Origin of the sequence: Candidatus Pelagibacter sp. HIMB1505 (assembly GCF_052047915.1) — a bacterium.
GTDB classification, from domain to species: Bacteria; Pseudomonadota; Alphaproteobacteria; order Pelagibacterales; family Pelagibacteraceae; genus Pelagibacter; species Pelagibacter communis_A.
Genome location: NZ_JBNAIR010000002.1, coordinates 138,961 through 161,407 on the forward strand (window position 1 = coordinate 138,961; position 22,447 = coordinate 161,407).

General features: G+C 26.9%; 23 protein-coding genes. 6 read left to right on the forward strand and 17 right to left on the reverse strand.

The genetic code is table 11. The features are described 5' to 3' along the window. Positions 1-16: 16 nt before the first annotated feature. The 11 genes from ACTTAU_RS07075 to rpsF all read right to left on the reverse strand — a co-directional run bounded on the left by ACTTAU_RS07075 (position 17) and on the right by rpsF (position 10,645). Positions 17-877 (reverse strand): DMT family transporter, encoded by an 861-nt coding sequence (locus ACTTAU_RS07075; RefSeq protein WP_440632944.1) that lies wholly within the window; start codon positions 875-877, stop codon positions 17-19. Continuing rightward, complete coding sequence (gene gshB / locus ACTTAU_RS07080; protein WP_440632945.1) at positions 874-1,797, reverse strand: glutathione synthase; 924 nt, start codon at positions 1,795-1,797, stop codon at positions 874-876. Before gshB ends, ACTTAU_RS07075 begins: the two co-directional genes overlap by 4 nt. Continuing rightward, positions 1,787-3,082 (reverse strand): glutamate--cysteine ligase, encoded by a 1,296-nt coding sequence (locus ACTTAU_RS07085; RefSeq protein ID WP_440632946.1) that lies wholly within the window; start codon positions 3,080-3,082, stop codon positions 1,787-1,789. Before ACTTAU_RS07085 ends, gshB begins: the two co-directional genes overlap by 11 nt. Before the next feature lie 22 nt (positions 3,083-3,104). After that, positions 3,105-3,665, reverse strand: a complete 561-nt coding sequence (locus tag ACTTAU_RS07090) for an HD domain-containing protein (RefSeq protein WP_440632947.1) — start codon at positions 3,663-3,665, stop codon at positions 3,105-3,107. Beyond that, on the reverse strand, positions 3,665-5,146 hold the full coding sequence (gene purF / locus ACTTAU_RS07095; protein WP_440632948.1) for an amidophosphoribosyltransferase: 1,482 nt from the start codon (positions 5,144-5,146) through the stop codon (positions 3,665-3,667). Before purF ends, ACTTAU_RS07090 begins: the two co-directional genes overlap by 1 nt. Next, positions 5,100-5,645, reverse strand: a complete 546-nt coding sequence (locus ACTTAU_RS07100; RefSeq protein WP_440632949.1) for a CvpA family protein — start codon at positions 5,643-5,645, stop codon at positions 5,100-5,102. The genes purF and ACTTAU_RS07100 overlap by 47 nt, the downstream gene beginning before the upstream one ends. A 3-nt stretch (positions 5,646-5,648) precedes the next feature. Then, complete coding sequence (locus ACTTAU_RS07105) at positions 5,649-8,042, reverse strand: efflux RND transporter permease subunit (RefSeq protein ID WP_440632950.1); 2,394 nt, start codon at positions 8,040-8,042, stop codon at positions 5,649-5,651. Between the two features lie 19 nt (positions 8,043-8,061). Continuing rightward, positions 8,062-9,480 (reverse strand): replicative DNA helicase, encoded by a 1,419-nt coding sequence (locus ACTTAU_RS07110; RefSeq protein ID WP_440632951.1) that lies wholly within the window; start codon positions 9,478-9,480, stop codon positions 8,062-8,064. A gap of 67 nt (positions 9,481-9,547) precedes the next feature. Then, positions 9,548-10,006, reverse strand: a complete 459-nt coding sequence (gene rplI, locus ACTTAU_RS07115; protein ID WP_440632952.1) for a 50S ribosomal protein L9 — start codon at positions 10,004-10,006, stop codon at positions 9,548-9,550. Position 10,007: 1 nt separating this feature from the next. Next, complete coding sequence (gene rpsR, locus ACTTAU_RS07120; protein ID WP_085113978.1) at positions 10,008-10,280, reverse strand: 30S ribosomal protein S18; 273 nt, start codon at positions 10,278-10,280, stop codon at positions 10,008-10,010. A gap of 2 nt (positions 10,281-10,282) precedes the next feature. After that, positions 10,283-10,645, reverse strand: a complete 363-nt coding sequence (gene rpsF, locus ACTTAU_RS07125; protein WP_440632953.1) for a 30S ribosomal protein S6 — start codon at positions 10,643-10,645, stop codon at positions 10,283-10,285. A gap of 87 nt (positions 10,646-10,732) precedes the next feature. On the opposite strand from rpsF, the gene fabD reads away from it, so the two are divergent. The 4 genes from fabD to gmk are packed head-to-tail and all read left to right on the forward strand — an operon-like array spanning position 10,733 to position 13,323. Next, complete coding sequence (fabD, locus tag ACTTAU_RS07130; protein ID WP_438304128.1) at positions 10,733-11,659, forward strand: ACP S-malonyltransferase; 927 nt, start codon at positions 10,733-10,735, stop codon at positions 11,657-11,659. Further along, the gene (gene fabG, locus ACTTAU_RS07135; RefSeq protein ID WP_438304125.1) at positions 11,656-12,390 is read left to right on the forward strand and encodes a 3-oxoacyl-[acyl-carrier-protein] reductase; all 735 of its coding nucleotides are present in this window, start codon (positions 11,656-11,658) and stop codon (positions 12,388-12,390) included. The genes fabD and fabG overlap by 4 nt, the downstream gene beginning before the upstream one ends. A gap of 48 nt (positions 12,391-12,438) precedes the next feature. Continuing rightward, complete coding sequence (locus tag ACTTAU_RS07140) at positions 12,439-12,678, forward strand: acyl carrier protein (protein WP_008544320.1); 240 nt, start codon at positions 12,439-12,441, stop codon at positions 12,676-12,678. A gap of 12 nt (positions 12,679-12,690) precedes the next feature. Further along, positions 12,691-13,323, forward strand: a complete 633-nt coding sequence (gene gmk, locus ACTTAU_RS07145; RefSeq protein WP_438304124.1) for a guanylate kinase — start codon at positions 12,691-12,693, stop codon at positions 13,321-13,323. Here gmk and rsmA read toward each other — a convergent pair. Genes rsmA through ACTTAU_RS07175 form a run of 6 tightly spaced genes read right to left on the reverse strand, consistent with a single transcriptional unit; the run spans position 13,312 to position 20,515 of the window. Next, entirely contained in the window at positions 13,312-14,100 is a 789-nt protein-coding gene (gene rsmA, locus ACTTAU_RS07150; RefSeq protein WP_438304122.1) for a 16S rRNA (adenine(1518)-N(6)/adenine(1519)-N(6))-dimethyltransferase RsmA, read from the reverse strand. The genes gmk and rsmA overlap by 12 nt on opposite strands. Then, positions 14,097-15,056, reverse strand: coding sequence for a 4-hydroxythreonine-4-phosphate dehydrogenase PdxA (locus tag ACTTAU_RS07155; protein ID WP_438304120.1), 960 nt, complete (start codon positions 15,054-15,056; stop codon positions 14,097-14,099). Before ACTTAU_RS07155 ends, rsmA begins: the two co-directional genes overlap by 4 nt. Beyond that, the gene (locus ACTTAU_RS07160; RefSeq protein WP_438304118.1) at positions 15,046-15,978 is read right to left on the reverse strand and encodes a peptidylprolyl isomerase; all 933 of its coding nucleotides are present in this window, start codon (positions 15,976-15,978) and stop codon (positions 15,046-15,048) included. Before ACTTAU_RS07160 ends, ACTTAU_RS07155 begins: the two co-directional genes overlap by 11 nt. Beyond that, on the reverse strand, positions 15,978-18,359 hold the full coding sequence (locus tag ACTTAU_RS07165) for an LPS-assembly protein LptD (protein WP_438304116.1): 2,382 nt from the start codon (positions 18,357-18,359) through the stop codon (positions 15,978-15,980). Before ACTTAU_RS07165 ends, ACTTAU_RS07160 begins: the two co-directional genes overlap by 1 nt. Further along, entirely contained in the window at positions 18,349-19,428 is a 1,080-nt protein-coding gene (locus ACTTAU_RS07170; RefSeq protein WP_438304113.1) for an LptF/LptG family permease, read from the reverse strand. The genes ACTTAU_RS07165 and ACTTAU_RS07170 overlap by 11 nt, the downstream gene beginning before the upstream one ends. Then, on the reverse strand, positions 19,421-20,515 hold the full coding sequence (locus tag ACTTAU_RS07175) for an LptF/LptG family permease (protein WP_438304111.1): 1,095 nt from the start codon (positions 20,513-20,515) through the stop codon (positions 19,421-19,423). Before ACTTAU_RS07175 ends, ACTTAU_RS07170 begins: the two co-directional genes overlap by 8 nt. A gap of 67 nt (positions 20,516-20,582) precedes the next feature. Between ACTTAU_RS07175 and ACTTAU_RS07180 the strand changes: the two genes are divergently transcribed. After that, positions 20,583-22,043, forward strand: a complete 1,461-nt coding sequence (locus ACTTAU_RS07180) for a leucyl aminopeptidase (protein ID WP_438304109.1) — start codon at positions 20,583-20,585, stop codon at positions 22,041-22,043. Next, positions 22,036-22,446: a nucleoside-diphosphate kinase gene (ndk, locus tag ACTTAU_RS07185; RefSeq protein WP_438304106.1), complete on the forward strand. Its 411-nt coding sequence runs from the start codon at positions 22,036-22,038 to the stop codon at positions 22,444-22,446. Before ACTTAU_RS07180 ends, ndk begins: the two co-directional genes overlap by 8 nt. The last annotated feature ends 1 nt before the right edge of the window (position 22,447 follow it).

Sequence of the window (22,447 nt, forward strand, 5' to 3'; positions counted from 1 at the left end):
TTTGTGTGACAAGAATTTAAGCTTTTCGAAGCTTGAGGAATGAGTGGATGGCAATGGTAATAATGATTACCATTCCACCTTGAATAGTCTCTAGACTAGGTTGTTCTTTAATCACCATCCATACCCAAAATGGTCCAATAATGGTCTCAAGCAAAAAGAACAAATTAACTTCCTCTGCAGGGATAAATCTTGGTGCAATAGTTACCAATACAAAAGGCACTGCCACACACATCAAACACATTAGTGGCACAATCCATAAATCTCTTCCAACTAAAGCGTAAGTTTCTATGAAAAACATAGCAAATACAGCAACAATTAACTTTCCAACTACTGCAGAAGGTACCAGGTTTTTCTTCTTAGCAGATCTAATGGTTACAGCTCCAACAGCAAGACCAAGTGCTGTTATAAGCCCCAAAATATCTCCATAAATATTTCCAAGCTGTAACGAGTCGTAGAAAATATAAACAGCTGCGAAAAAAGTAATCGCAATTGCAATCCAGGTTTTACTATCAGGATGTTCTTTCAAAAATAAAGCACCCAAAACAGCAGAGAGCATAGGAGCCATTGCAATCATGACTAATGTGTTTGCAACATTAGTATTTTGAATGGAGACAACAAATGCAATGTTGGTGATTGAGAAGGTGACAATATAAATAATCCCGTGATATCCACTTGAAAATAAGATTTTAAAAAAATTAGATTTATAAATTAATAGCATTCCTAAGAAAACAGTAAAGAAAGGGATAGCACCTCTATAAAAAACTAAACTCCATGTCTCAACACTTGAAAGTCTTATAAATAAACTATCTGGCGTAATGAACATTACCGCCACAAAAGCCATTAACGATCCTTTTTGTTGGTCTGATAAATTGTTCATGCTTTAAGTTCTTTCCAAAATAATTTTGCTAAATTAATTCCTGATAAATCATAAAATGATTTTAATCCTGTAGGAGACGTTACATTAATATCGCCATTTAATTTTTGATCAATAAAATCAATGCCTGCAAAGAAAATATTTTCTTTCTTAAGATCTTTTGAAATTAATTTTGAAATTTTTAATTCAGATTTTGTAAGTTTGATATTGATAGGAACTGCACCTTTACTCATATTACTTAAAAAAGATCCTTTTTTAGGAACTCTTGAAATTGCACCCACTACTTTACCGTTAATAATAAAAACTCTTTTATCTCCTTTACTAATTTTAGGTAAAAACTTTTGACACATAATATGATCATGTTTTTTAATGAATTTATTTATGGTTTTTGAATTATAACTATTCATTAATAGAATATCATTTCCGCTGTAGCTATGAATTGGTTTTACAATTACTTTTTTATTTTTTTTAAAAAAAGATTTAATCTCATCTAGATTTTGAGAAAAAATAGTAGCAGGCATAAATTTTTGATACTTTGCTGAATATAATTTCTCAGATACATTTCGAATTGAGGTTGGATCATTTATGATTTTAACTTTATGTTTAATTTGATCTAAAATGTATGTGGTTGATATATATTCAAGATTAAAAGGAGGGTCTTGTCTTATTAAAATGAACTTACAAAGTTCTAAATTTAATTTTTGTTTTTTTAGAATTTTAAAGAATTTTTTATTGTTATAATCAAATTTTATAAAGAAACCTTTAGCAATAACTTTTGAATTGATGATCGATAAGTCTTTTGGATCATAATAAAAAATCTTATATTTTGATTGAATTTCATTCGCTAAAAATACACTGGTATCACTTTTAGGATTAAGTTTTGATGGGTGGTTGCCTTGAACCGCAATGATTTTATTGGTCATATAGAGTTTCTAAATTTTCATCCTTTGAAAATTTATTAATCATATGATCCGCATTAGTCATTTTATTTTCAACAATTTTATTTAAGTGATTTAAAAAGATTGTTTCATTTTTACCATGTTTATTAAGGATATCTCTGCTTTCTAAACCTTTGTTTGATAATTCTAAAAGTGTTTTAGACCAGTGGAGTAAATCTTTACCCATCAATTGCGTATTAAATCCTTTTTTAGGTGCCTCTAAATAAGCATTAATAACTTTATCTTTATCCCAGTTTTTAATTAGATCATAAGTTTCATCTATATTTCCGTAAATCATTCCAACATTAAAAGCAGGACCCGAACATAGACAATCCCAACCACAAGCATCCATAGATCTAAGTTCAATATATTTCTTTAATCTGTTTTCTGTAAAAATAGTACTTAAGTGAGTAGTTAAATCCTTTTCAGTTGGTAGACGATTTCCTATTTCATCAATTTTACCATCCATAAAATCTTTAAAGGTATATTTTTTTCCTGAAATATATTTACCTTCATGGTCAATGAATAAAATTTTAAAATTAATTGCAAACTCTGCATATTTATCAAAATCAAAGTTATCAAAAAATATAGCAGGCAATCCTCCTCTAGAGGTGTTTTGCCAAACTTTAGATCTATAAGATAAGTAACCACTCTTTTTTTTTTCAACGATCGATGAATTTGCAAATAATGCTATTGAAATTGGAACTATTGAATTAACAACTTTGAATTTTTTTATAAAATCTTCTTCTGAATTATAATCAACATTTAATTGAGTACCACAGGTACGATACATCATATCTAAGCTATGCTCACCTCCAAGGGGCATATCTTCCGTCATTAATTCATATCGTTGTTTTGGATTATTTGGGATGTCTTTTATTTTTGAAATAGGATCAAAGCCTGCACTTACTATTTTAATTCCTAATTTTTTAGTAACCTGTCTTAGTTCAAATAAGTAATCTTGAGATTCTGCACATGCCTCATGAATATGATTTAAAATATCACCCGATAATTCAATTTGGTTACCAGGTTCTAAAGTGATATTTTTTCCACCATTATTTAATGCAATAATATTTTCATTTTCATAAACTGGTTTCCAACCAAACTCTGCAAGCGCTTGAAACATTTGTTTAATTTTTGAATAATCTACTCTCGTATTATCACTTACATTAAAAAGAAATTTTTCATGCTCAATTCCAATTTTAAAGTTCTTAGGATCTTTTATCCCAGATTTAAAATAATCAATGATATGTTCTTTTGAGGTGATCATTTGTTAAATTATATTTCTTTTTTTATTTAATTAAAGAATAAGGTTTCCTTGCAAAAATTTTCTTAACTATTGGTGCAAAGAATTCTAAGGGTTTACTCTCATAATCTGGATCAAATGAAGCTTGATCCCATTTTTCACAAAAATTAACAGCATCTTGATAGTATTTATGATCTTTGTATTTATCTCTTTGATTTTGGTTTTTACCTAAATGGTGGGCATAGTAATACATTTGAAACTCACCATGTTTTTCAATAATCCAATGGGTTTTTTCACTAACATACGGTTTTAAAACTGAAGCTGCATATTCAGAGTGATTTAAAGGTGCAAGTTCATCACCAATATCATGCAGTAATGCTGCAACAATCATTTCTTCATCCGCACCATCATTAAGGGCTCTTGTTGCTGATTGTAATGAGTGCTCAAGTCTTGTTATTTTATATCCTTCTAACGTTGAAGTTAATCCTTTCATAAAATTTAAAATACGATCAGCAGTGCCATCAATGTACTCTTGTTCATATTTATCTAATATAAGATACTCATCCTTAGTCCCATCTTTCATCTGAGTGAAATTGACTGTTTTCATTAATTATTTGAGGCAGTATTTAATAAAGATAATTGAGTAATTTTATTGTCACCCAATTCATCAATAGGTTTTACTGGATATTCACCTGTAAAATAATGATCCGTTAATTGAGGGTAATTTTCATTTCTTTTATCAAAGCCGATTGCTCTATACATTCCATCAATTGATAAAAATTTTAAAGATTTTGCTCCAATATATTCACAAATTTCATCATTTGATTTATTTGCTGCTAATAATTCTTTTCTAGTTGGAGTGTCAACGCCGTAAAAATCTGGATATCTGATTTCAGGACAAGCAATTTTTACATGTACTTCTTTTGCTCCTGCATCATAAAGCATCTTAACAATTTTATGGGATGTGGTTCCTCGAACTAACGAGTCGTCAATTAATATAATTCTTTTATCTTTAATAGTTGTTTGGTTAGCGTTGAGTTTTAGTTTAACCCCTAAGCTTCTAATTTGCTGACTTGGTTCAATAAAGGTTCTTCCAACATAATGATTTCTAATCAAACCATGTTCATAATTTTTACCTAAGTGCTGAGCAAAACCGAGAGCTGCCGCATTACCACTATCTGGAACGGGCACAATGATATCTGCTTCAATATCATTTTCTTTTGCAAGTTCTTTACCTAAATTCTTTCTATGCTCGTAAGCAGTTTTGCCATTTAAGATACTATCTGGTCTTGCAAAATAAATATATTCAAAAACACACGGTCTAACTTTTTTAGGAGGGAAGGGTTTGATACTTTCAAGTTTATCATTTTCAATTAAAACAATTTCTCCATTTTCAACTTCTCTTACAAATTTTGCACCAATAATATCTAAGGCGCAAGTTTCAGAGGCTAACACATAACTGTTTTTTAATTTTCCAATGACAAGTGGTCTAATCCCGTAAGGGTCTCTTACTCCAATTAATGATTTTTGAGTTAGCATTACTAATGCATAGCCACCTTGAATTTGGAAAATTGCATCAACTACTTTATCGATTGTTTTTGCTCTTTTAGATTTTGCAATTAATTGAACAATCGTTTCAGTGTCTGAGGTTGTGTAAAAAATTGCACCATCTTCAACTAATTTATTTCTTAAATGAATTGAGTTTGTTAAATTTCCATTATGAGCAACGCCAATTCCACCAGCATTGGTATCCGCAAAAAAGGGCTGAATATTTCTTAAAGTATTGCTACCAGTAGTGCTATATCGGTTATGGCCAATTGCATAATTACCTTTTAATCTTTTTAATACTTTTTCTTTATTAAAATTATCACCAACTAAACCAAATCGTTTTTCAGAATAATATTGTTCACCATCAAAAGTAACAATTCCACAACCTTCTTGACCTCTGTGTTGTAGAGCGTGAAGGCCTAGAGCTGTTAAAGCTGAAGCATCTTCAATATTGCTGATGCCGAATACGCCACACTCTTCTTTTAGTTTTGGATTAAATGTCTTCAATTTTTTCTTTAGAATCTTGGTATGTTTTTTCATCCGGGAATTCTTTCAAAAGATAATTACTACCTTTCTCTATGTATGGAAAGACATAAGATTTATCCACATCTATTGGCCATTTATCGTAATTATACACAATGTGGACGCTAGAGAATATACTGATTGAAATTATATAAGCTTTTAAAAACCCAAAAAAGAATCCAAACGTAGTATCTAAACTTCCAATACCTGTATATTTAATTGCTTTGCTAATCGCCTTGTTAACCATTAGCACTAAAAAAATTACTATCACAAATATTCCAATACCAAGTCCAATATCGAGAACGTATTCATTATCAATAATGTCTTCTAGATAAGGCTTAACTCGTGGGAAAATGATTAAAGTAATAATGTAGGCCAAAAGCCATTTTGCCATTGATAGGATACTTAGAACAAAACCTTTTCTATACCCACCGATTACAGAAAAAATTGTAATAACTAAATAGATAATATCGATACTTGATGCTGTGCTAAAAAAATCTTTAACAGTGTCTAGCATGAATTATTTTCCAAATGGCTTAAAGACTAAAATCAAAGATGGAAGAAGAGTTAAGACAGAAATCATTGCAAGCAACATTGCAAGTCCAGTAAACACTCCAAAGTAAATTGTTGGAATAAATTTAGATAAAACTAAAATTGAAAAACCAAACACAATTGTAATTGATGTATTTAATATCGCTGCCCCAACAGTAGAATGACATGTTGTCAAAGTTTCTTTGTAATCTTTTATTTTATTAAACTCCTCTTTAAATCTGTAAATATAGTGAATGCTATTATCCACCGCTATACCAATTGTAATTGCTGCAATGGTTATGGTCATCATGTCAAGCGGAATACCTAAAAGACCAATAATTCCCAAAATAAAGAAAGCAGCAATGAAATTTGGTACAACTCCAATTAAAGATAATTTTATATTTCTAAATAAGATTAAGAACATTGCAAATATTCCAATCATTACCAATCCCAATGTTAAAATTTGTGATTTAAATAAACTTTGTAAAAGATTATTAAATAAAATTAAGACACCAGCTAATTTGTATTGGTCTTTTTCTATTCCTAGTTCATTTTCAAGATCATAATTAATCTTATTGATTAAATCATTTCTTCTTAAATTTTCTTGAGAGTCTATTATTCTTAAACTTATTCGAGCTTCATTATCTTTAATTGAAATATAAGGATCAATAATCTCTGTTTTAATACCATCTGGAATTTTTGAATAAAGGACACCCATTTCTAAGGTCCCAAGCGGCTTGTTGTTATTCAATTGAGTTGCAACATCAATAATAGATGAAAATGAAAGCACTTTTCCTATTTGAGGTAAATTATCTAAGTAATTGTGTACATTTGCGATTGTATCTATCTTATCTTTTGTGAACCAATATTTTTCATCATCTTGTTCATTTTCATCTCCCCAGTCATCAAAATCATCATCTTCATCTGTTTTCTCTTTAGCTTGTTTAGCTTCAGGGAATTTTAAAATAACTTCAAGTGGAGTAGTTCCCCCAAGCTCTTCATCTATAAGTTTCATGCCTTTATAGATTTCAGTATTTTTACTAAAATAATTAATAAAACTGTTTTCAACTTCTAATTTTGAAATTCCAAAAACACTTAGACCAATAACAACAATTGTAACTATTAATATTGGTGTTTGATAATTTAAGGAAAGTTTACCAAAAAATTTTGTAATTTTTGAACCCTCATCTTCTTTAACTGAAATATTTTTAGTTGGGGCAAAACTTAAAAGAGTAGGGAGCAATGTAAAAGTGATTATGAATGACGTAATTAGTCCAAATGTCATCATCCAACCAAAATCAATAATAGGTTTAATTTCACTAAAGATTAAAGACAAAAACGCAATTACAGTTGTTAGAACTGTATAGAGTATTGGCCAAAACATCTTACCAGTAGTAAGTGTTAAAATCTCTAAGCTAGATTTATCTGGATTAGATTTTCTAAGCTGTAAAAATCTAGTGCTCATATGAATATTCATTGCCATTGTTAAAATCAACATAAGGGCAATAAAGTTTGATGAAATAACAGTTACTTTCCAGCCAAGTAAACCAAGAAGACCCATCATAATAATTACCGAGAAAAAACAACTGCTAATTGGAACAATGATCCAGATTAATTTTCTAAATACAAACCAAAGTGTTGCTATGATAAATAATAGAACCCCTAAACCAAAGACAACAATATCGCTCTTGATGAATGTCATCATGTCATCCGCAATCATTGGAATTCCACCTAAATATATTTTTCCAATATCTTGGTAACTTTTTATGACATCTCTTATTTCTAAAATGTTTTCATGATTTTGTTTTTTGATTTGATCACGGTATTGTTCAATTTCATCTTGTGATCTATTTTCTATATCTTCTAGCGGGGGAGTTTTTTTTATATTAACTATTATTCCACTTGTTTTACCATTTTCACTAATGACAAAATTTCTAAAAACTGGACTATCTAAAATTTCTTTAAATCCTCTTTGTTTATCAACATCTTCATCTTTTAAAGTTTTAAACCCTTCTAGTCTTTCTTGAAGTGGGGCATCAGAATTATTTAATAAAGGGATATCTAATAATGTTATTACACTATGAACCCAGTCTAAACTTTGGATTTTATATTTTAAACTTAATAAATTATTTATTGAGGTATCCGTGACCATCCCTTCATTAGGCGTGTAGGTAAGGACTAAAAATTCCTTTGAGCCATATCGATCAGTGATTTCTCTTAAATATTCAAGATCAGGATCCCCTTCGATTAATAATGTTTCTGAAGATGCATCTAATCTAAAATCTTTTGAGTAATACCCAAAACTTAACAATGTGATTAATAAAATCACAAAAATAGATTTTGGATTTTTTAAAATTGTATTTTCATACAAATTTGCAAACATGAGTGTTTTATATTGGAATTTAATTAATTTGAGTATCTTTAAATTTAGTAAATCGTTCCTCAAACTCAAGTGTTACTTTACCAATTGGACCGTGACGTTGTTTACCAATAATAATCTCAGCTAAATGTGCAACTTCATTCATCTTTGCTTGCCATTCAGCATGTTCAACCGTTGCTTCTCTCGGCTCTTTTCTTTGTAGATAATAACCTTCTCTGTATACAAACATTACAACATCCGCATCTTGTTCAATTGAACCAGATTCTCTTAAATCAGCCAACTGAGGCTTATGATCATCCCGTTGTTCGACCTGTCTTGAAAGTTGAGATAAGGCAACAACTGGAACGCCAAGTTCTTTTGCAATTGCTTTTAATCCTTGTGTAATTTGAGAGATTTCCTGAACTCTTCCATCTTTATTATAGGTTGTTCCTCTCATTAACTGAATGTAATCCACCACAATCATATCAAGACCATTTAATCTTTTAATTCTTCGAGCTCTATTGCTCATCGCAGCAATACTAATTGCAGGTGTTTCATCAATAAACAATGGAAGTTCTGCAATATTTTTTGATGTTTCTAAAAATTGATCAAATTGTTCATCAGAAATTCTTCCACGTCTAATGTCATTTGATCCAATACGAGCTTGTTCAGATAAAATCCTAGTTGATAATTGTTCTGATGACATTTCTAGTGAAAAGAAGGCAACTGAAGATTTTTTTCCACTATCTTGGATATGTTTTGCGGCATTAAATGCAATATTAGTTGCAAGCGATGTTTTACCCATTGAAGGTCTACCAGCAATAATGATTAAATCTGATTGATGTAAGCCACCTAATTTGTCATCTAAATCTCTTAAGCCCGTTGGAACTCCAACAATACCACCTTCATTTTTATATGCAGCTGAAGCCATCTCAATTGTCTGCTTCATTGCATCATCAAATTTTACTAATGAAGAATTAAAAGATCCTTTTTCTGCAAGATCAAATAACAATCTTTCAGAGTTTTCAATAATGTTTTGACCACTGGTATCTAGATCATTAATTTTTGCATTATCGATTGTTTGTTCAGAAATTTTAATTAGTTCACGTCTTACAAACATATCATAAATTATTTTTGAATATTCAATTGCTTGTCTTACAGATGTAGAAAATTTTGTGATCTTAACCAAGTATTCAGGGACATCTAAATCATCTTTTTCATCTTCAAAATAATTCTTTAATGTAATTGGATTTGCAAGCATGCCTTTGTAAATTAAGCTTTCGATTGCATTATAAATTTTTTGATGCATTGGATCATAAAAATTTGCACTAGAAATGATTGTGCTTATTTCATCAAAGATTTCATTAGTTACTAAAATGGAACCAATGACAGATTGTTCAGCTTCAATGTTATTTGGAAGTTCTTTGAACTTATCTTTAACGATGCTTAGATTATTTTCCATACAGATAATCTATATGAAAAAATTTTATTAAAAATTTAAAAATAGTATTGTGGATGAAATTGTATAATTACTGAATTGTTTCAGCAGATTGTACATCAATTGTAATTTCGGCATCAACTGATGAGTGTAAAGAAACTTTTACCTTAAATTTTCCAAGAGCTTTAATTTCTTGAACGGGTTGTATCATTGAAGGTTTGATATCAATTTTATTTGTCTCTTGAATTAGTTTTGCAATTTCAGTTGGTTTAACAGAACCATATAATTCATTATTTTCAGTACTAAGTTTTTTAACAACATATTCTTTGTTATTAATCTGTTCTGAGATTTTTTGAGCTTCTGTTTTTTTTTCATTATCTTTTTTAGATAAATCAGCTTTAATTTTTTCAACTTCTTTAATGTTTTCTTTTGAAGCGTATAAAGCTTTTTTATTTGCAATTAAAAAGTTTCTAGCAAAACCTCTTTTAACATCAATCACTTCACCAATTGATCCAATTCTCTTAACATTTTCTAATAAGATAACTTTCATTTTATAACAGTGCTAGATTTCTTGCTCTTTTAATAGATAAAGATAATTCTCTTTGTTTCTTCTGACTTACATTTGTAATTCTTGAAGGTAAAATTTTGCCATTTTCTGACATGTATTTTTTAAGTAATTTAATATTTTTATAATCAACCTTAGGAGCACCTTTAACAGATAAAGGACAGCTTTTTTTAAACTTATATTTATTTGGTTGAAAAATACTTAATTTTGCAAAGTTGCTTTGTTTGCCTTTTTTATTTCCACTTTGTCTTTTTGGCATAATTAATTAGATGCTCTTTCTTTTTTTTCAGATTTTTCACCATCTTCTCTCTTAGCGAAGTAATTGGTTTTTAGATCAAAATCTTTAACTTTTACTGTCATATATCTTAGCAGTTTTTTATCAATTGCTTCATTTTTTTCTAATTCTTCAACAACTTTTCCTTTGCCTTTAATTTTAAAGTGAATGTAGCTTCCTTTTTTATTTTTTCTAATAAGATAAGAAAGATTTAATAAACCCCAGTTTTCAGTTTTAACTACTTCGCCCTCGTTTTTTTCAATAATTTTTGAATATTTTTCAGTAAGTTGCTTTAGCTCACTGGGAGAGGCATCTTGTCTAGCAATGATAGTGTGTTCGTATAAATTCATTTAAATTCTTTAATAAAACGTGAGGATATACTATTATAAATCTTCAATTACAACAGTAAAAAGGCTAAAAATTAAATAGAATTTAATATGTTTTCAGTAATTTTTCCAGGACAGGGTTCTCAATCTGTAGGCATGGGAAAAGAGTTCTATGATAAATATGATCTCGTAAAAACATTGTTTAAAGAGGCCGATGAGGCACTTGAGGTACCACTTTCAAAAATTATTTTAGAGGGACCAAAAGAAGAGTTAAATTTAACTGCAAATACACAACCTGCAATTTTCTTAATCAGTTATTCTATTTTCCAAGTTATAAAACAAGAATTTGGTACTGACCTAACCAAAGCGAAATTTTTTGCAGGACATTCACTTGGGGAATATTCAGCATTATCAAGTGCTGGTTATTTAGATTTTAAAGATACAATCAAAATTTTAAAAATTAGGGGTAATGCTATGCAAAATTCTGTTCCAAAAGGAGAGGGGGGAATGACAGCTGTGCTAGGTGCCTCAATTGAAGATATTGAAAATTTATTAAAAGAAAATCAAGATAATTTCAAAGCCGAAATTGCAAATGATAATTCAGAAGGTCAAATTGTTTTAAGTGGAAAAATCCAAGATCTAGATAAATTGAGTTTATTACTTAAAGAAAAAAAAATTAAAAATATTAAACTTCCAGTGAGTGCACCATTTCATTGTAGTTTAATGAATAAAGCAACAGAAATCATGAAAGAAGAACTTTCTAAATTAAAATTTAAAAAAGGGACCAATCCTTTAATTTCAAATATTACTGCTGATGAAATTTTTAATGCAGATGAGTTAAAAGACTTACTTGTAAAACAAATTGAAAATAGAGTTCGATGGAGAGAAAGTGTGATTAATATGATTAATAAAGGTGTTGATCAATTTATAGAAATTGGCCCTGGCAAAGTTTTATCAGGTCTTGTAAAAAGAATTAATAAAGAAGTTGAAGTTAGTTCAATCAATAGTGAAGAGGAAATAAAAAGTATTAAAATATGAAAGATCTAGAAAATAAGAATATTATTGTAACAGGTGCCTCTGGTGGAATTGGAAACTCAATTGTTGAAAAATTAAATAATTGTGGTGCTAATGTATTAGCCTCTGGAACAAGAATAGAAAAACTTGAAGAATTAAAAAACAAATTTAATAATATTAAAATATTAAAATTTGATATCTCACAAAGTGAAAAAATTGAAGAGTTTATAGATAATGCCTCAAGTGAGCTTGGTGGGCTAGATTGTATTGTAAACAATGCTGGTATTACTCAAGATAACTTAGCAATAAGAATGAGTATTGAGGAATGGAAAAAAGTTATAGATATTAATTTAACTTCAACATTTTTAATGAGTAAATTTGCAATTAAAAAAATGTTAAAAAATAAAAAAGGTAAAATTATAAATATCACTTCAGTGGTAGGGCATAGTGGCAATCTAGGACAAGCCAATTATACCGCCTCTAAAGCCGGAATTGTCGCGATGTCTAAAAGCTTAGCAATTGAATATGCTAAAAAGAATATTAATGTAAATTGTATCTCCCCCGGCTTTATCAAAACCGCAATGACAGATAAAATTGAGGAAAAATATAAAGAAACAATAGTTTCAAAAATACCTTCAGCCAGATTAGGGGAGCCAGAAGATATCGCAAATGCTGTATTATTTTTAGCATCTGAAAATTCAAATTATATTAATGGTGAAACATTGCATGTTAATGGAGGCATGTATATGGCTTGACAATCAAGCGATTTAAACTATTAAGATTTTAAAACAAAAAGGATCAATATGTCAGAAGATGTTTCAAGCAAAGTTAAAAAAATAGTAGCAGATCACTTAGGGATCGATGAAGCAAAAGTAACAGAAGAATCTAGTTTTATAGACGATTTAGGTGCAGATAGCTTAGATACAGTAGAATTAGTAATGGCTTTTGAGGAAGAATTTGGTTCAGAAATTTCTGATAGTGAAGCTGAAAAGATTTTAACAGTTGGTGATGCTGTAAAATTTATCGAAGGTAAAGCAAACTAATTAACTTTTTAAATGCCCACTTCAAATGATGGGATAATGGTAATTTTATCTTCTCCTTCTGGAGCTGGAAAAACTACCTTAGTAAATTTACTATCAAAAAAAAATAATTTTGAGATTTCTATATCTCATACTACTAGAAAACCTCGTCCAAAAGAGTTATCTGGCAAAGACTACTATTTTGTTTCTGATCAGGAATTTAAAAGGTTAATTAAAAACGAAGAATTTTTAGAATATGCTAAAGTGTTTAATAATTATTATGGCACTACAAGAACTCCAGTAATAAACAATCTTAACAAAGGCAAAAATGTTTTGTTTGATATTGACTGGCAAGGAGCAGATCAAATTAAAAATAAAAATCTAGATTTTAAATTAATTACTTTCTTCATTCTACCACCCAGTAAAGAAATTTTATATGAGAGACTATCAAATAGAGACATGAAAGATAAACTTATAGCAGAGGAAAGAATGAAACAGTTTGAAAGAGATGTACTTCATTGGATTAACTATAATTATGTAGTTATTAATGATGATCTAGACACATGTTATGATAAAATTCAAAATTTAATTAATGCAGAAATTAATAATGGCTCAAAAGATTATGACTCAGAATATATTCGAAATCATGTAGAAAGTTTAACTTCTTAAGTTCTCATATTCCTTAGATAATTTATAATAAGTTTCAAAGTTTAAATTTTGTGGTCTTAAATTTAAATCAATTTTTAGTTTTTTTGCTATTTCAAGATTTCCATTAAACATTTGATTGTAAGGTTTTTTTAACATTTTTCGTCTATGCATAAAAAATATTCTAGTTAATTTTTCTAAATTTTTTGGATTGTCAATAGGATAAAAATCTAACTTTGGTTTAAATATTAACACGCTACTATCAATTTTAGGAATAGGGAAAAAACTAGATGGTTTTACATCACAAATTTTTGAAATTTCTAGTTTCCAGTTTGATAAGATTGATAGTCTTCCATAATTTTTTGTATCAAATTTAGCAATAATTCTATCAGCAACTTCTTTTTGAAACATTAGCACAAGGTAATCAAACCAATAATTTTGTTTTTTAATATTCAAAATCCATTTACACAAAATTTCTGTAGAAATATTATAAGGTAAATTCCCAAAAACTGTTAAAATATCAATATCTAATTTGTTTTCATCTAAGTTAAGAATATCTTCATTTATTATCTTAACTTCAGTATTTAAATTTTTATTTAATAATTTTGATAAGTCATTGTCTTTTTCAATAACAATTACTTTTTTTGGATTTTTTTTTAAAATATTTTTTGTTAAATTCCCAGTGCCAGGACCTACTTCTAAAATAGTTTTATTCTCAATTTTTACACTGTCGGTTATTTTATCGATTACATTTTGGTCAATTAAAAAATTTTGACCTAAACTTTTTTTAGCTCTAATCACCTTTTGTCTAAAAATGTTATAGCTCTCAAAAGACTAAGTGGACTAGATTTATTTAATCCCATCATTTTTTCGTTAGGTCCATGATCTGGAGATAATCTTAAGAATGGAAGACCTACAGTTATATTGATAGCATCATATTCAAATAAAGTCTTGATAGGTGTTAAAACTTGATCATGATACATACCCACAATTACGTCAAATTTTTTTCTATTTTCATTCAAAAAAATAGTGTCAGCAGGGTATGGTCCAAAAACTTTTAAATTGTTTTTTAATAAAAAATTTATTGCTGGTTTTATTATCTTTTTTTCTTCATTTGTCTTACCTTCACAATGAGGATTTAATCCAGTAACACCTATATTTGGCTTAAAATTAAATCTATATCTAAAAAACTTATCTATCAGTTTGATATTGTCGATTATTTTTTTTTTTGTAATTTTTTTTGAAACTTTTGAAATACTTAAGTGTGTAGTTATAGGACTTACGGAAAGATTATTGTTATAAATTAACATAACTGTTTTTTTTACTTTAAACTTTGAACTTAAGTATTCCGTTATCCCATAAAATTTATTATTTAGAAAAGTCTTTTTTGAAATTGGACCGTTAATTAGTTTTTTAGAAAAATTTGATTTAATTAATTTTACTGCTATAGAAAAAGAATTTTCTATATATGAATTTGATTTTTTAGAAATTTTTTCAAAAACTTTTTTCTGCTGAAATTTAACATCTATTATGTTTATAGATTTATTGTTTAAATTATAAAATTTTATGTTTTTTATTTTTAAGACTTTAACGTTAAAGTTATATTTGAAAAAAGTCATTTGCGACATCAGAGTTTTCTTAGAGCAAATTAATACTAGAGGATTTCTAAAATTATTTTTTTTAAAAACTTTAAAGAAAATTTCAAAAAATATGCTATTAGGTTCGCCAGCAACTATAATAATGGGCTCAATTTTCATTCACAAAATAATTAATTTTTGATTTATCAAAATATATTTTTGAAAATTGATCTAATTGTCTATTTGTTTCAAAATTGATGAGTTTCTCTAACTCTTTTTCTTTATTAATTTTTAACTCTTTTATTTTTGTGTCATTTTTTTTTAAAATAATAAAACTATTACTTATTTTTATAATATCTGTATTTTTACCATTTTCTAAATTTTCAATTTTTATTAATAAATTTTTTGAAAGATTATTTGCGTTAATCCAACCAACTTTTCCACCAAACTTTGAAGACTCTGCAATACTATAAATATTTGCTGTATTTTCAAATCCTATTTCTTTAATACTTAACAAAATTTCTGATTTTAAATCTTCAATTGTTTTATCTTTTACTTTACGAAAAACAATTTCAGATATTAAATATTCTTTATAGAGTTTGTTGTTTAATGAATTGACTTTTTCGGATAATTTCTTTTTATCTATTTTAACTTGATTTTTATATTTTGAGTAAATTAATTCATTCCAAATTAATTCGATTTTAATTTTATTTTTTATTTGATCTTTTGTATAGCTATTTTTATTTTTAAGCATTGAAAGGAATTCATTTTCATTTTGATACCCGAGTCTTTTATACAAGTCTTCAAAATAATTATCTATAAGGGGATTTTTTTGTTTTATATTTACAAATTTTACAATTTCACTTTTTTTTATTATCTCAGTGATAAGATTTTTTCTTGATAAGTTGTATAGCTGTTTTTTTGTTATATTTTGAAGATCAGGATTTAAGATTTTAATATACGCAGATTCGATTTGGATGTCATAATTAGTGATTATTTGATCATTTACCCTAACATCTATAAAAATATTGGCTTTAACATCCAATGATAAATATGAACAAGTACAAATTAAAATTATTAAAGTTTTAATTACATTATTCATTAATTTAATATGTCAGGTCCACTGATTTCACCAAAAGGTATTATGCTTAATTTAAACAAAATACTTTCATTTGGCTTTAAATCACGATCACTATAAAAATCTTTATTGTATTCAATTGATGCTGATAAACAATCATTTTTATATTGGTACATAAAGTTATAATATTCAGTCAGATCTTTAGATTTATTTTTTCTTGTGGAAAATTCTATAAAGTTAGAGTCATTAATTTTATATTTTGTTTTATTTGATAAGTAGGAAGTATTGTTTTCATCATTTTCATTTAAATAATCAAAAGTGGTTAAAAGTTTATCAAGTTTAAATTCTGTTTTCAAATTCTCGTAACTAATAGACGATAAATCGTTTTTCACTGAGGTATTGTAATTCAAATTAAAATATTCATTAGGATCATAGTAAAATTCTCCAAAAAAATTTGATGTTTTTTGATTTATTTGATTGGTTTTGGGTAAGTTTTTACTGTCATTAAGTCTAAGATTATTTGCAAATTTAATACCATAAACATCTCTAGATTTTTTTTTGTTTGTTCTAGTGTAATTAACCCCATATGTCAGTGACGATCCCCCTTCCAGCAATTCATCATTTGATAACCTTGTAAGTGAATAAATATTGCTCATATCAATTCTTGATGAGCTGTTTGTTTTTTTAGAATGCTCAGGCGCTGCTTTAAAAGCTATTTTTGGTAATAATATTTCTCTACTAGTATTTCTATCTTTAATAAGAGGGTAAGAGGAGTTATATTGAAAAATTCCTGATAAAAATACGTTTTCCTCATCTTTAAATCTTGTTGAATTTTTTCCCTCTGAATTGATATTCTTTAATAAAAATTCATAATTATTTACAAAACCATTGTTAGAATTTTTTTGAAAAGAATTAAAATATAAATTGTTTATATTTGATTTTTCTAAAATATTTGTATCATAAGACCTTATCAGGTTTTTAGTTTCAAATTCGAAATTTCCATTTAATCTAGTTTTATTATTTATTTTTTTCTTTGCAGAAATATTAGGCAAAATATACTCAAATCTATCATTGTTCTTTTTATTTAAATTTTCGTAAACGGTTGAGTTAACATTAATTGTTAAATCGTTTGAATAAAAATCCATATTCAATGAGTTTTCCAATAAGCTATTGTCTTGAATTAATTTTGATAAAATTTTATTTTTTTTAATATATGTATCATTAGATACACTTTGAATTTTTAAATTAAGGTTTGATTTATCAAATTTTTGAAATTCAATATTTTTATCTAATTTATAAAAGAAATGGTTGTTGGTATCTTTATTTAATTTTGAAAAAAAACTAAAGTCTGCAATATGATAAGAATTTTTATTAATTTGTCTAAATTCATTTTGGATAAATATTTTATCATCATTATAAAGTCGAGGTGTTAGTGTAGCATCTCTATTTTCAGCAATTGCAAAAAAATAAGGCAAGCTTAAAAAACTATCATTATTTGTTGAACTTTTAATTGAGGGCATTAAAAAACCTGTTCGCCTCTTTACATTCGGTGAAGGATGGAAAAACTTTGGAAAATACATAACTGGAAAATCATAAATCCTTAATATTGCATCATCATAATATATCGTTTCATCATTTTTATTATACTCAACTTTTTTTGCTGACATTTCCCATGGAGGACATCCATCTCTTCGTTGGCAATTAGTAAAAACTCCTTTATTTAAATTACTTTTATTTTCTGAATATTCAAAGCTATTCGCCATGACTCTAGGTTCATTGCTATTTGATTGTAAAGAATTATCTAATTTTAATACTACATCTTTTCCAAAAAATTTATTTGAATCAGTATTTAAAAATGCCAAGGAACTCTCAAAAATATTATTTTCATTATCTTTAAATATTAATTGCTTTAATTTTAATAAATTATTTTTCGTTTCAAGTAAAAATTCATCAACCAAATATTCATGCTCATTATTCATATTTAAAATTTTAGACTTATTTTTTGAAGAAATTAATTTATTGATATTATCAAATAAAACATCTTTAGAAATTATAGTTAAATTTTTTTCACTTAAAATTATTTCAGTTGTACCTTTGGCAATAATTTTTTCATTATCTCTGTTGTAGAAAAGTTCATTAGTGTTGGTTGTGATATTATCTTTATCATTTAGTATTTTTACATTACCAGAGGCTTTTATCGTATTTTTTTCTTTATCGATTATAGCATTGTCAAAAAAAATTTTTAATTTAGAACTTTTAGAATATACCATACCATTGGTTGCTTTAATTTTTTTTTCATTATCAAATAATTCAATTTTTTTAGCTTCAAACTCAACAACTTCAGATAATGCAGAAACACTAAAAAGAAAAAAATAGAATAATATTAAAAAAAATTTATTTTTCATTGATCCGAATAAGAAATATTAATGAAAGTAATGATAACAAGACCATTGGAAATGTAACCGATGCTAAAACTGGTATTTTGCCATTTATGCCTAAAGATATAAATAAAAAATTAATATAATATATTAAAACAGAAGCCAATATTCCAAATATAATTATGAATACAGAAGATCCTCGGTTTTTAATTTGAAACATTATAATTCCAGATATTAATGATAAAATTCCACAAAAAATAGGTAATGTGAAAAGCTCTAATAAATGTAGGTCAATTTCTCTTGATGAATAACCTAATTTTTCAAAATCACTTTTTAGATCAAAAAGTTCTAATATCGCAAGTGTTGATATATTTGAAAAAAGATTAGTAATTTTATCTTTATTGAAGTTTGTTTCTAATAATATTTTTGAATTTTTTACTTGTTTAATATTATCTTTTGTTATCACAGGATTAAATATTATCCATTTTGTATCTGTAATATTTATGTGCGGTGATTGAATTGTTCTGACTAATTCAAAATTTTTATCAAATTCATTAATAATTGTTTGCTTAAGGAAATCTCCTTGTATTAGGTTTGATTTAATAATGAAAACATTTTCGTTAATTTCATCTTTTATCCATAAGCCACTATCTGTAACCATTGCTAGATATTTATTATCATTTGAGAGTTCGTTTTTTATATTCGAATAGTGAAATTTGAATTTAGATGCAATATTATAAATAACAGTAGTATTAAAAATTCCTATTAAAACAGAAATAAAAAATAATAAACTTAAAATTTTAATATTACTTAATCCATTTATTTTTAACAAAGTAAGTTCTTCGTTTCTAAATAAATCTAAAAATAGATACTGGGTAGTAAGTAAAAAAATAAAAGGAAAAATTTCAAAAAGAGTAATAGGAGCGTTTAAAAATGTTAGAAAATAAGGTAATAAAAAATTTTTTTCAATATTTTTTAAGAAAGTAATCTCTTCAAGAATTCCAAGAGTGATAATTAAAAATAGAAAAGTTATAGAAATGATTAGATATTTAATAATAAAATCTTTAATTATAAATTTTTGATAGGTTTTAAGCATGTTTTACTCTTGTAAAGAAAAATACATATGACATTGTAAAACTTATCAACGGTATAATTAAATAAATAAAAAAATGGAAAAAAGTTTCAGAAAAGTATCTTACCAAAGCCTCTGAGAAAAGTATAACTATAAAAATTACAAAAAAAACTATGTAATTATTTTTCTTGAAATTAATTTTATTTTTAGATGATACAATGACGAAACAACAAATAATTGCAATTAAAGGAATATAAAAAGGCTTAACAAACCTTTTTAATAATTCTCTCATAATTTCACTATTGATCTTTTTATCACATTTAAAAGTATCAAACTCAGGTATTTGAAAATCAAAGAAGCAACTTAATAGTTTTGTTGAATTAATCTCTTGAATTTTAGGAACTGTTATTGTGTTTGATGAGAAATTACTTAAGTTAAAATCTATCTCACTAAATTCAAATGTTGTCGTATTATTGTTCTCAATATTAATAACTTTACCTTTGGAAAGTTTAAATATCTTGTTATTAATATTGCTCAAAATATAACCTTCTTTTGCATAAATCATTCTTTTCTGAATTTTTGTCGTATCATCGATAAAAATATTGTTGAATGTGCCATCTTCATTTTTACTTTCTATAAAAATTGTAAGATCTTTGATTATGTTTATAAACTTTCCTTCCTTTATTAGAGAAGAAAAAAAATTTATGTCTGAGTTTTTTAAATAAGTTCTAGCCTGAAGTTGTGATTTTGGCGATAAATAAGAACCCATAAATATTTGAAAAAACATTAAAAATAAGGACAATATAATAATTTTATTTGCAAATTTAATTTTGGATATTCCATTAAACCAAAAAATATTTAACTCATTTCGCATTTCATAATTAATGATTATGTAGAATAAAGTTATAAAAAAAATAAATGGAAGTATTCTATGAATTATTTTTGGGAAATTTAATAAAGTGTACAAAAAATATACTTTTAATCCATGCCCATCTTCTGTCACAAAATCAAAATAGTTAATCGCCTGTAGTGTCCATACAATTAAACCAATTAGAAAAATTGCTATAATAAAAAATTTTAGGATATCTTTAAAAAGCTTATTAAATATCATTTTTTTATTGAAAACATCATATAACCTAATATATAGAAAAATTCATTTTTTATTTATTATAACCAATATGTCATTGAGCGTTAATTTCACTAAATCTAGCAAAAAAAAGGCTCTCTTAGTATTCTGTAATAAAAATTTTGAAATTTTAGGAGACCTATCAACCTCTAGTCCAAATAGTTTAGTTATAAAGAAATTTCTTCATGCAAATAAGAAAAATAAAAATCGATTCATAAAATTGGATTTAAGTGCTGATAGTAAAATTATAGCAGCTAAACTAGAAAATTTACAAATAGATTTAACCAATGAAAAACTTGGTGCAAAATTTGTAGAATTTATAAAAAAAAATCAAATATTTGAATTTCAATTAATTAAAAAAAATTTAAATAGTATTTTGAAAAAAAGAAAATTTTTTTTAAATGAATTTTTACATGGTATTCAGTTAAAATTGTATGAGTTCAAGAAATACAAGACATTCATTAAAAACCAAAATAGATTTAATGTATTTATAAATGAAAAATTTAAAAAAGATTTTTATAAAAATAATATAAGATATAATGCTTTACATGAAGGTTTAGTCTTTACTAAAGATTTAGTCTCAGAGCCAGGAAACATACTACACCCAGATGAATATATAAGAAGAATCAATTCATTAAAAAAATTAGGTTTAAAGATTAGTATATTCGATAAAACAAAATTAAAAAAATTAGGCATGAATGCTCTACTTGGTGTTGGTCAAGGAAGTATTAGAGGATCTTATTTAGCAACAATTGAATGGAATGGTTCAAATAAAAAAATCAAACCACTTGCATTTGTTGGAAAAGGTGTTTGCTTTGATACTGGTGGGATATCCTTGAAGCCAGCTAAATTTATGGAAGACATGACTTATGATATGGCAGGATCAGCTGTTGTTGTTGGTTTGATGAAAACTTTAGCACTAAGAAAAGCAAAAGTTAATGCTGTTGGTGTCGTTGGATTAGTGGAGAATATGCCAGATGGTAATGCTCAAAGACCTGGTGATATTGTAAAATCTTATAGTGGAAAAACAATAGAGATTTTAAATACGGATGCCGAAGGAAGATTGGTTCTTGCAGATGCTTTAACTTATACCGAAAAAAAATATAAGCCAAAATTTATTGTAGATCTTGCAACATTAACGGGTGCAATAATTGTTTCCCTTGGTTCAGAATATGCAGGTTTATTTAGTAATGATGATAAATTATCTGAACAATTATTTAAATCAGGAGAAAAAGTAGGCGAAAAAGTTTGGAGAATGCCTTTAAATGAAAATTATGATAAATTAATAAATTCAAAAAAAGCTGACATGCAAAATATTAATTATGTTGGTGGAGCTGGATCAACAACTGCTGCACAATTTTTACAAAGGTTTATTTTAAACAAAACTCCTTGGGCTCACTTAGATATAGCTGGTATGGCTTTTTCAAAATATGGTGGAGCGCTAAATTCGGGTGGAGCTACTGGTTATGGTGTAAGATTATTAAATCAACTAATAGAGGATAATTATGAGTAACATAGAACAAACACTTTCAATAATAAAACCCGACGCTGTTGAGAGAAATTTAGATAGTGAAATAAAAGAAATGTTTAAAAACAAAGGTTTCAAAATTATTAAAGAAAAAAAAATTCAAATAGAGAAATCTGAAGCAGAAAAATTTTATAAAGTGCATGAAACAAAGCCATTTTATAATGATTTATGCTCATATTTGTCATCAGGGCCAATTGTTGTAATGGTTTTGGAAAAAGAAAATGCTGTGCTAGCTAACAGAGAATTAATGGGTGCCACTAATCCACAAGAGGCAGATGAAGGTACGATTAGAAAAAAATATGGAATTTCTATAGATAAAAACTCAGTACATGGATCAGATAGTGCAGATAATGCAAAAATAGAGATTGATTTCTTTTTTAAAGACTAGA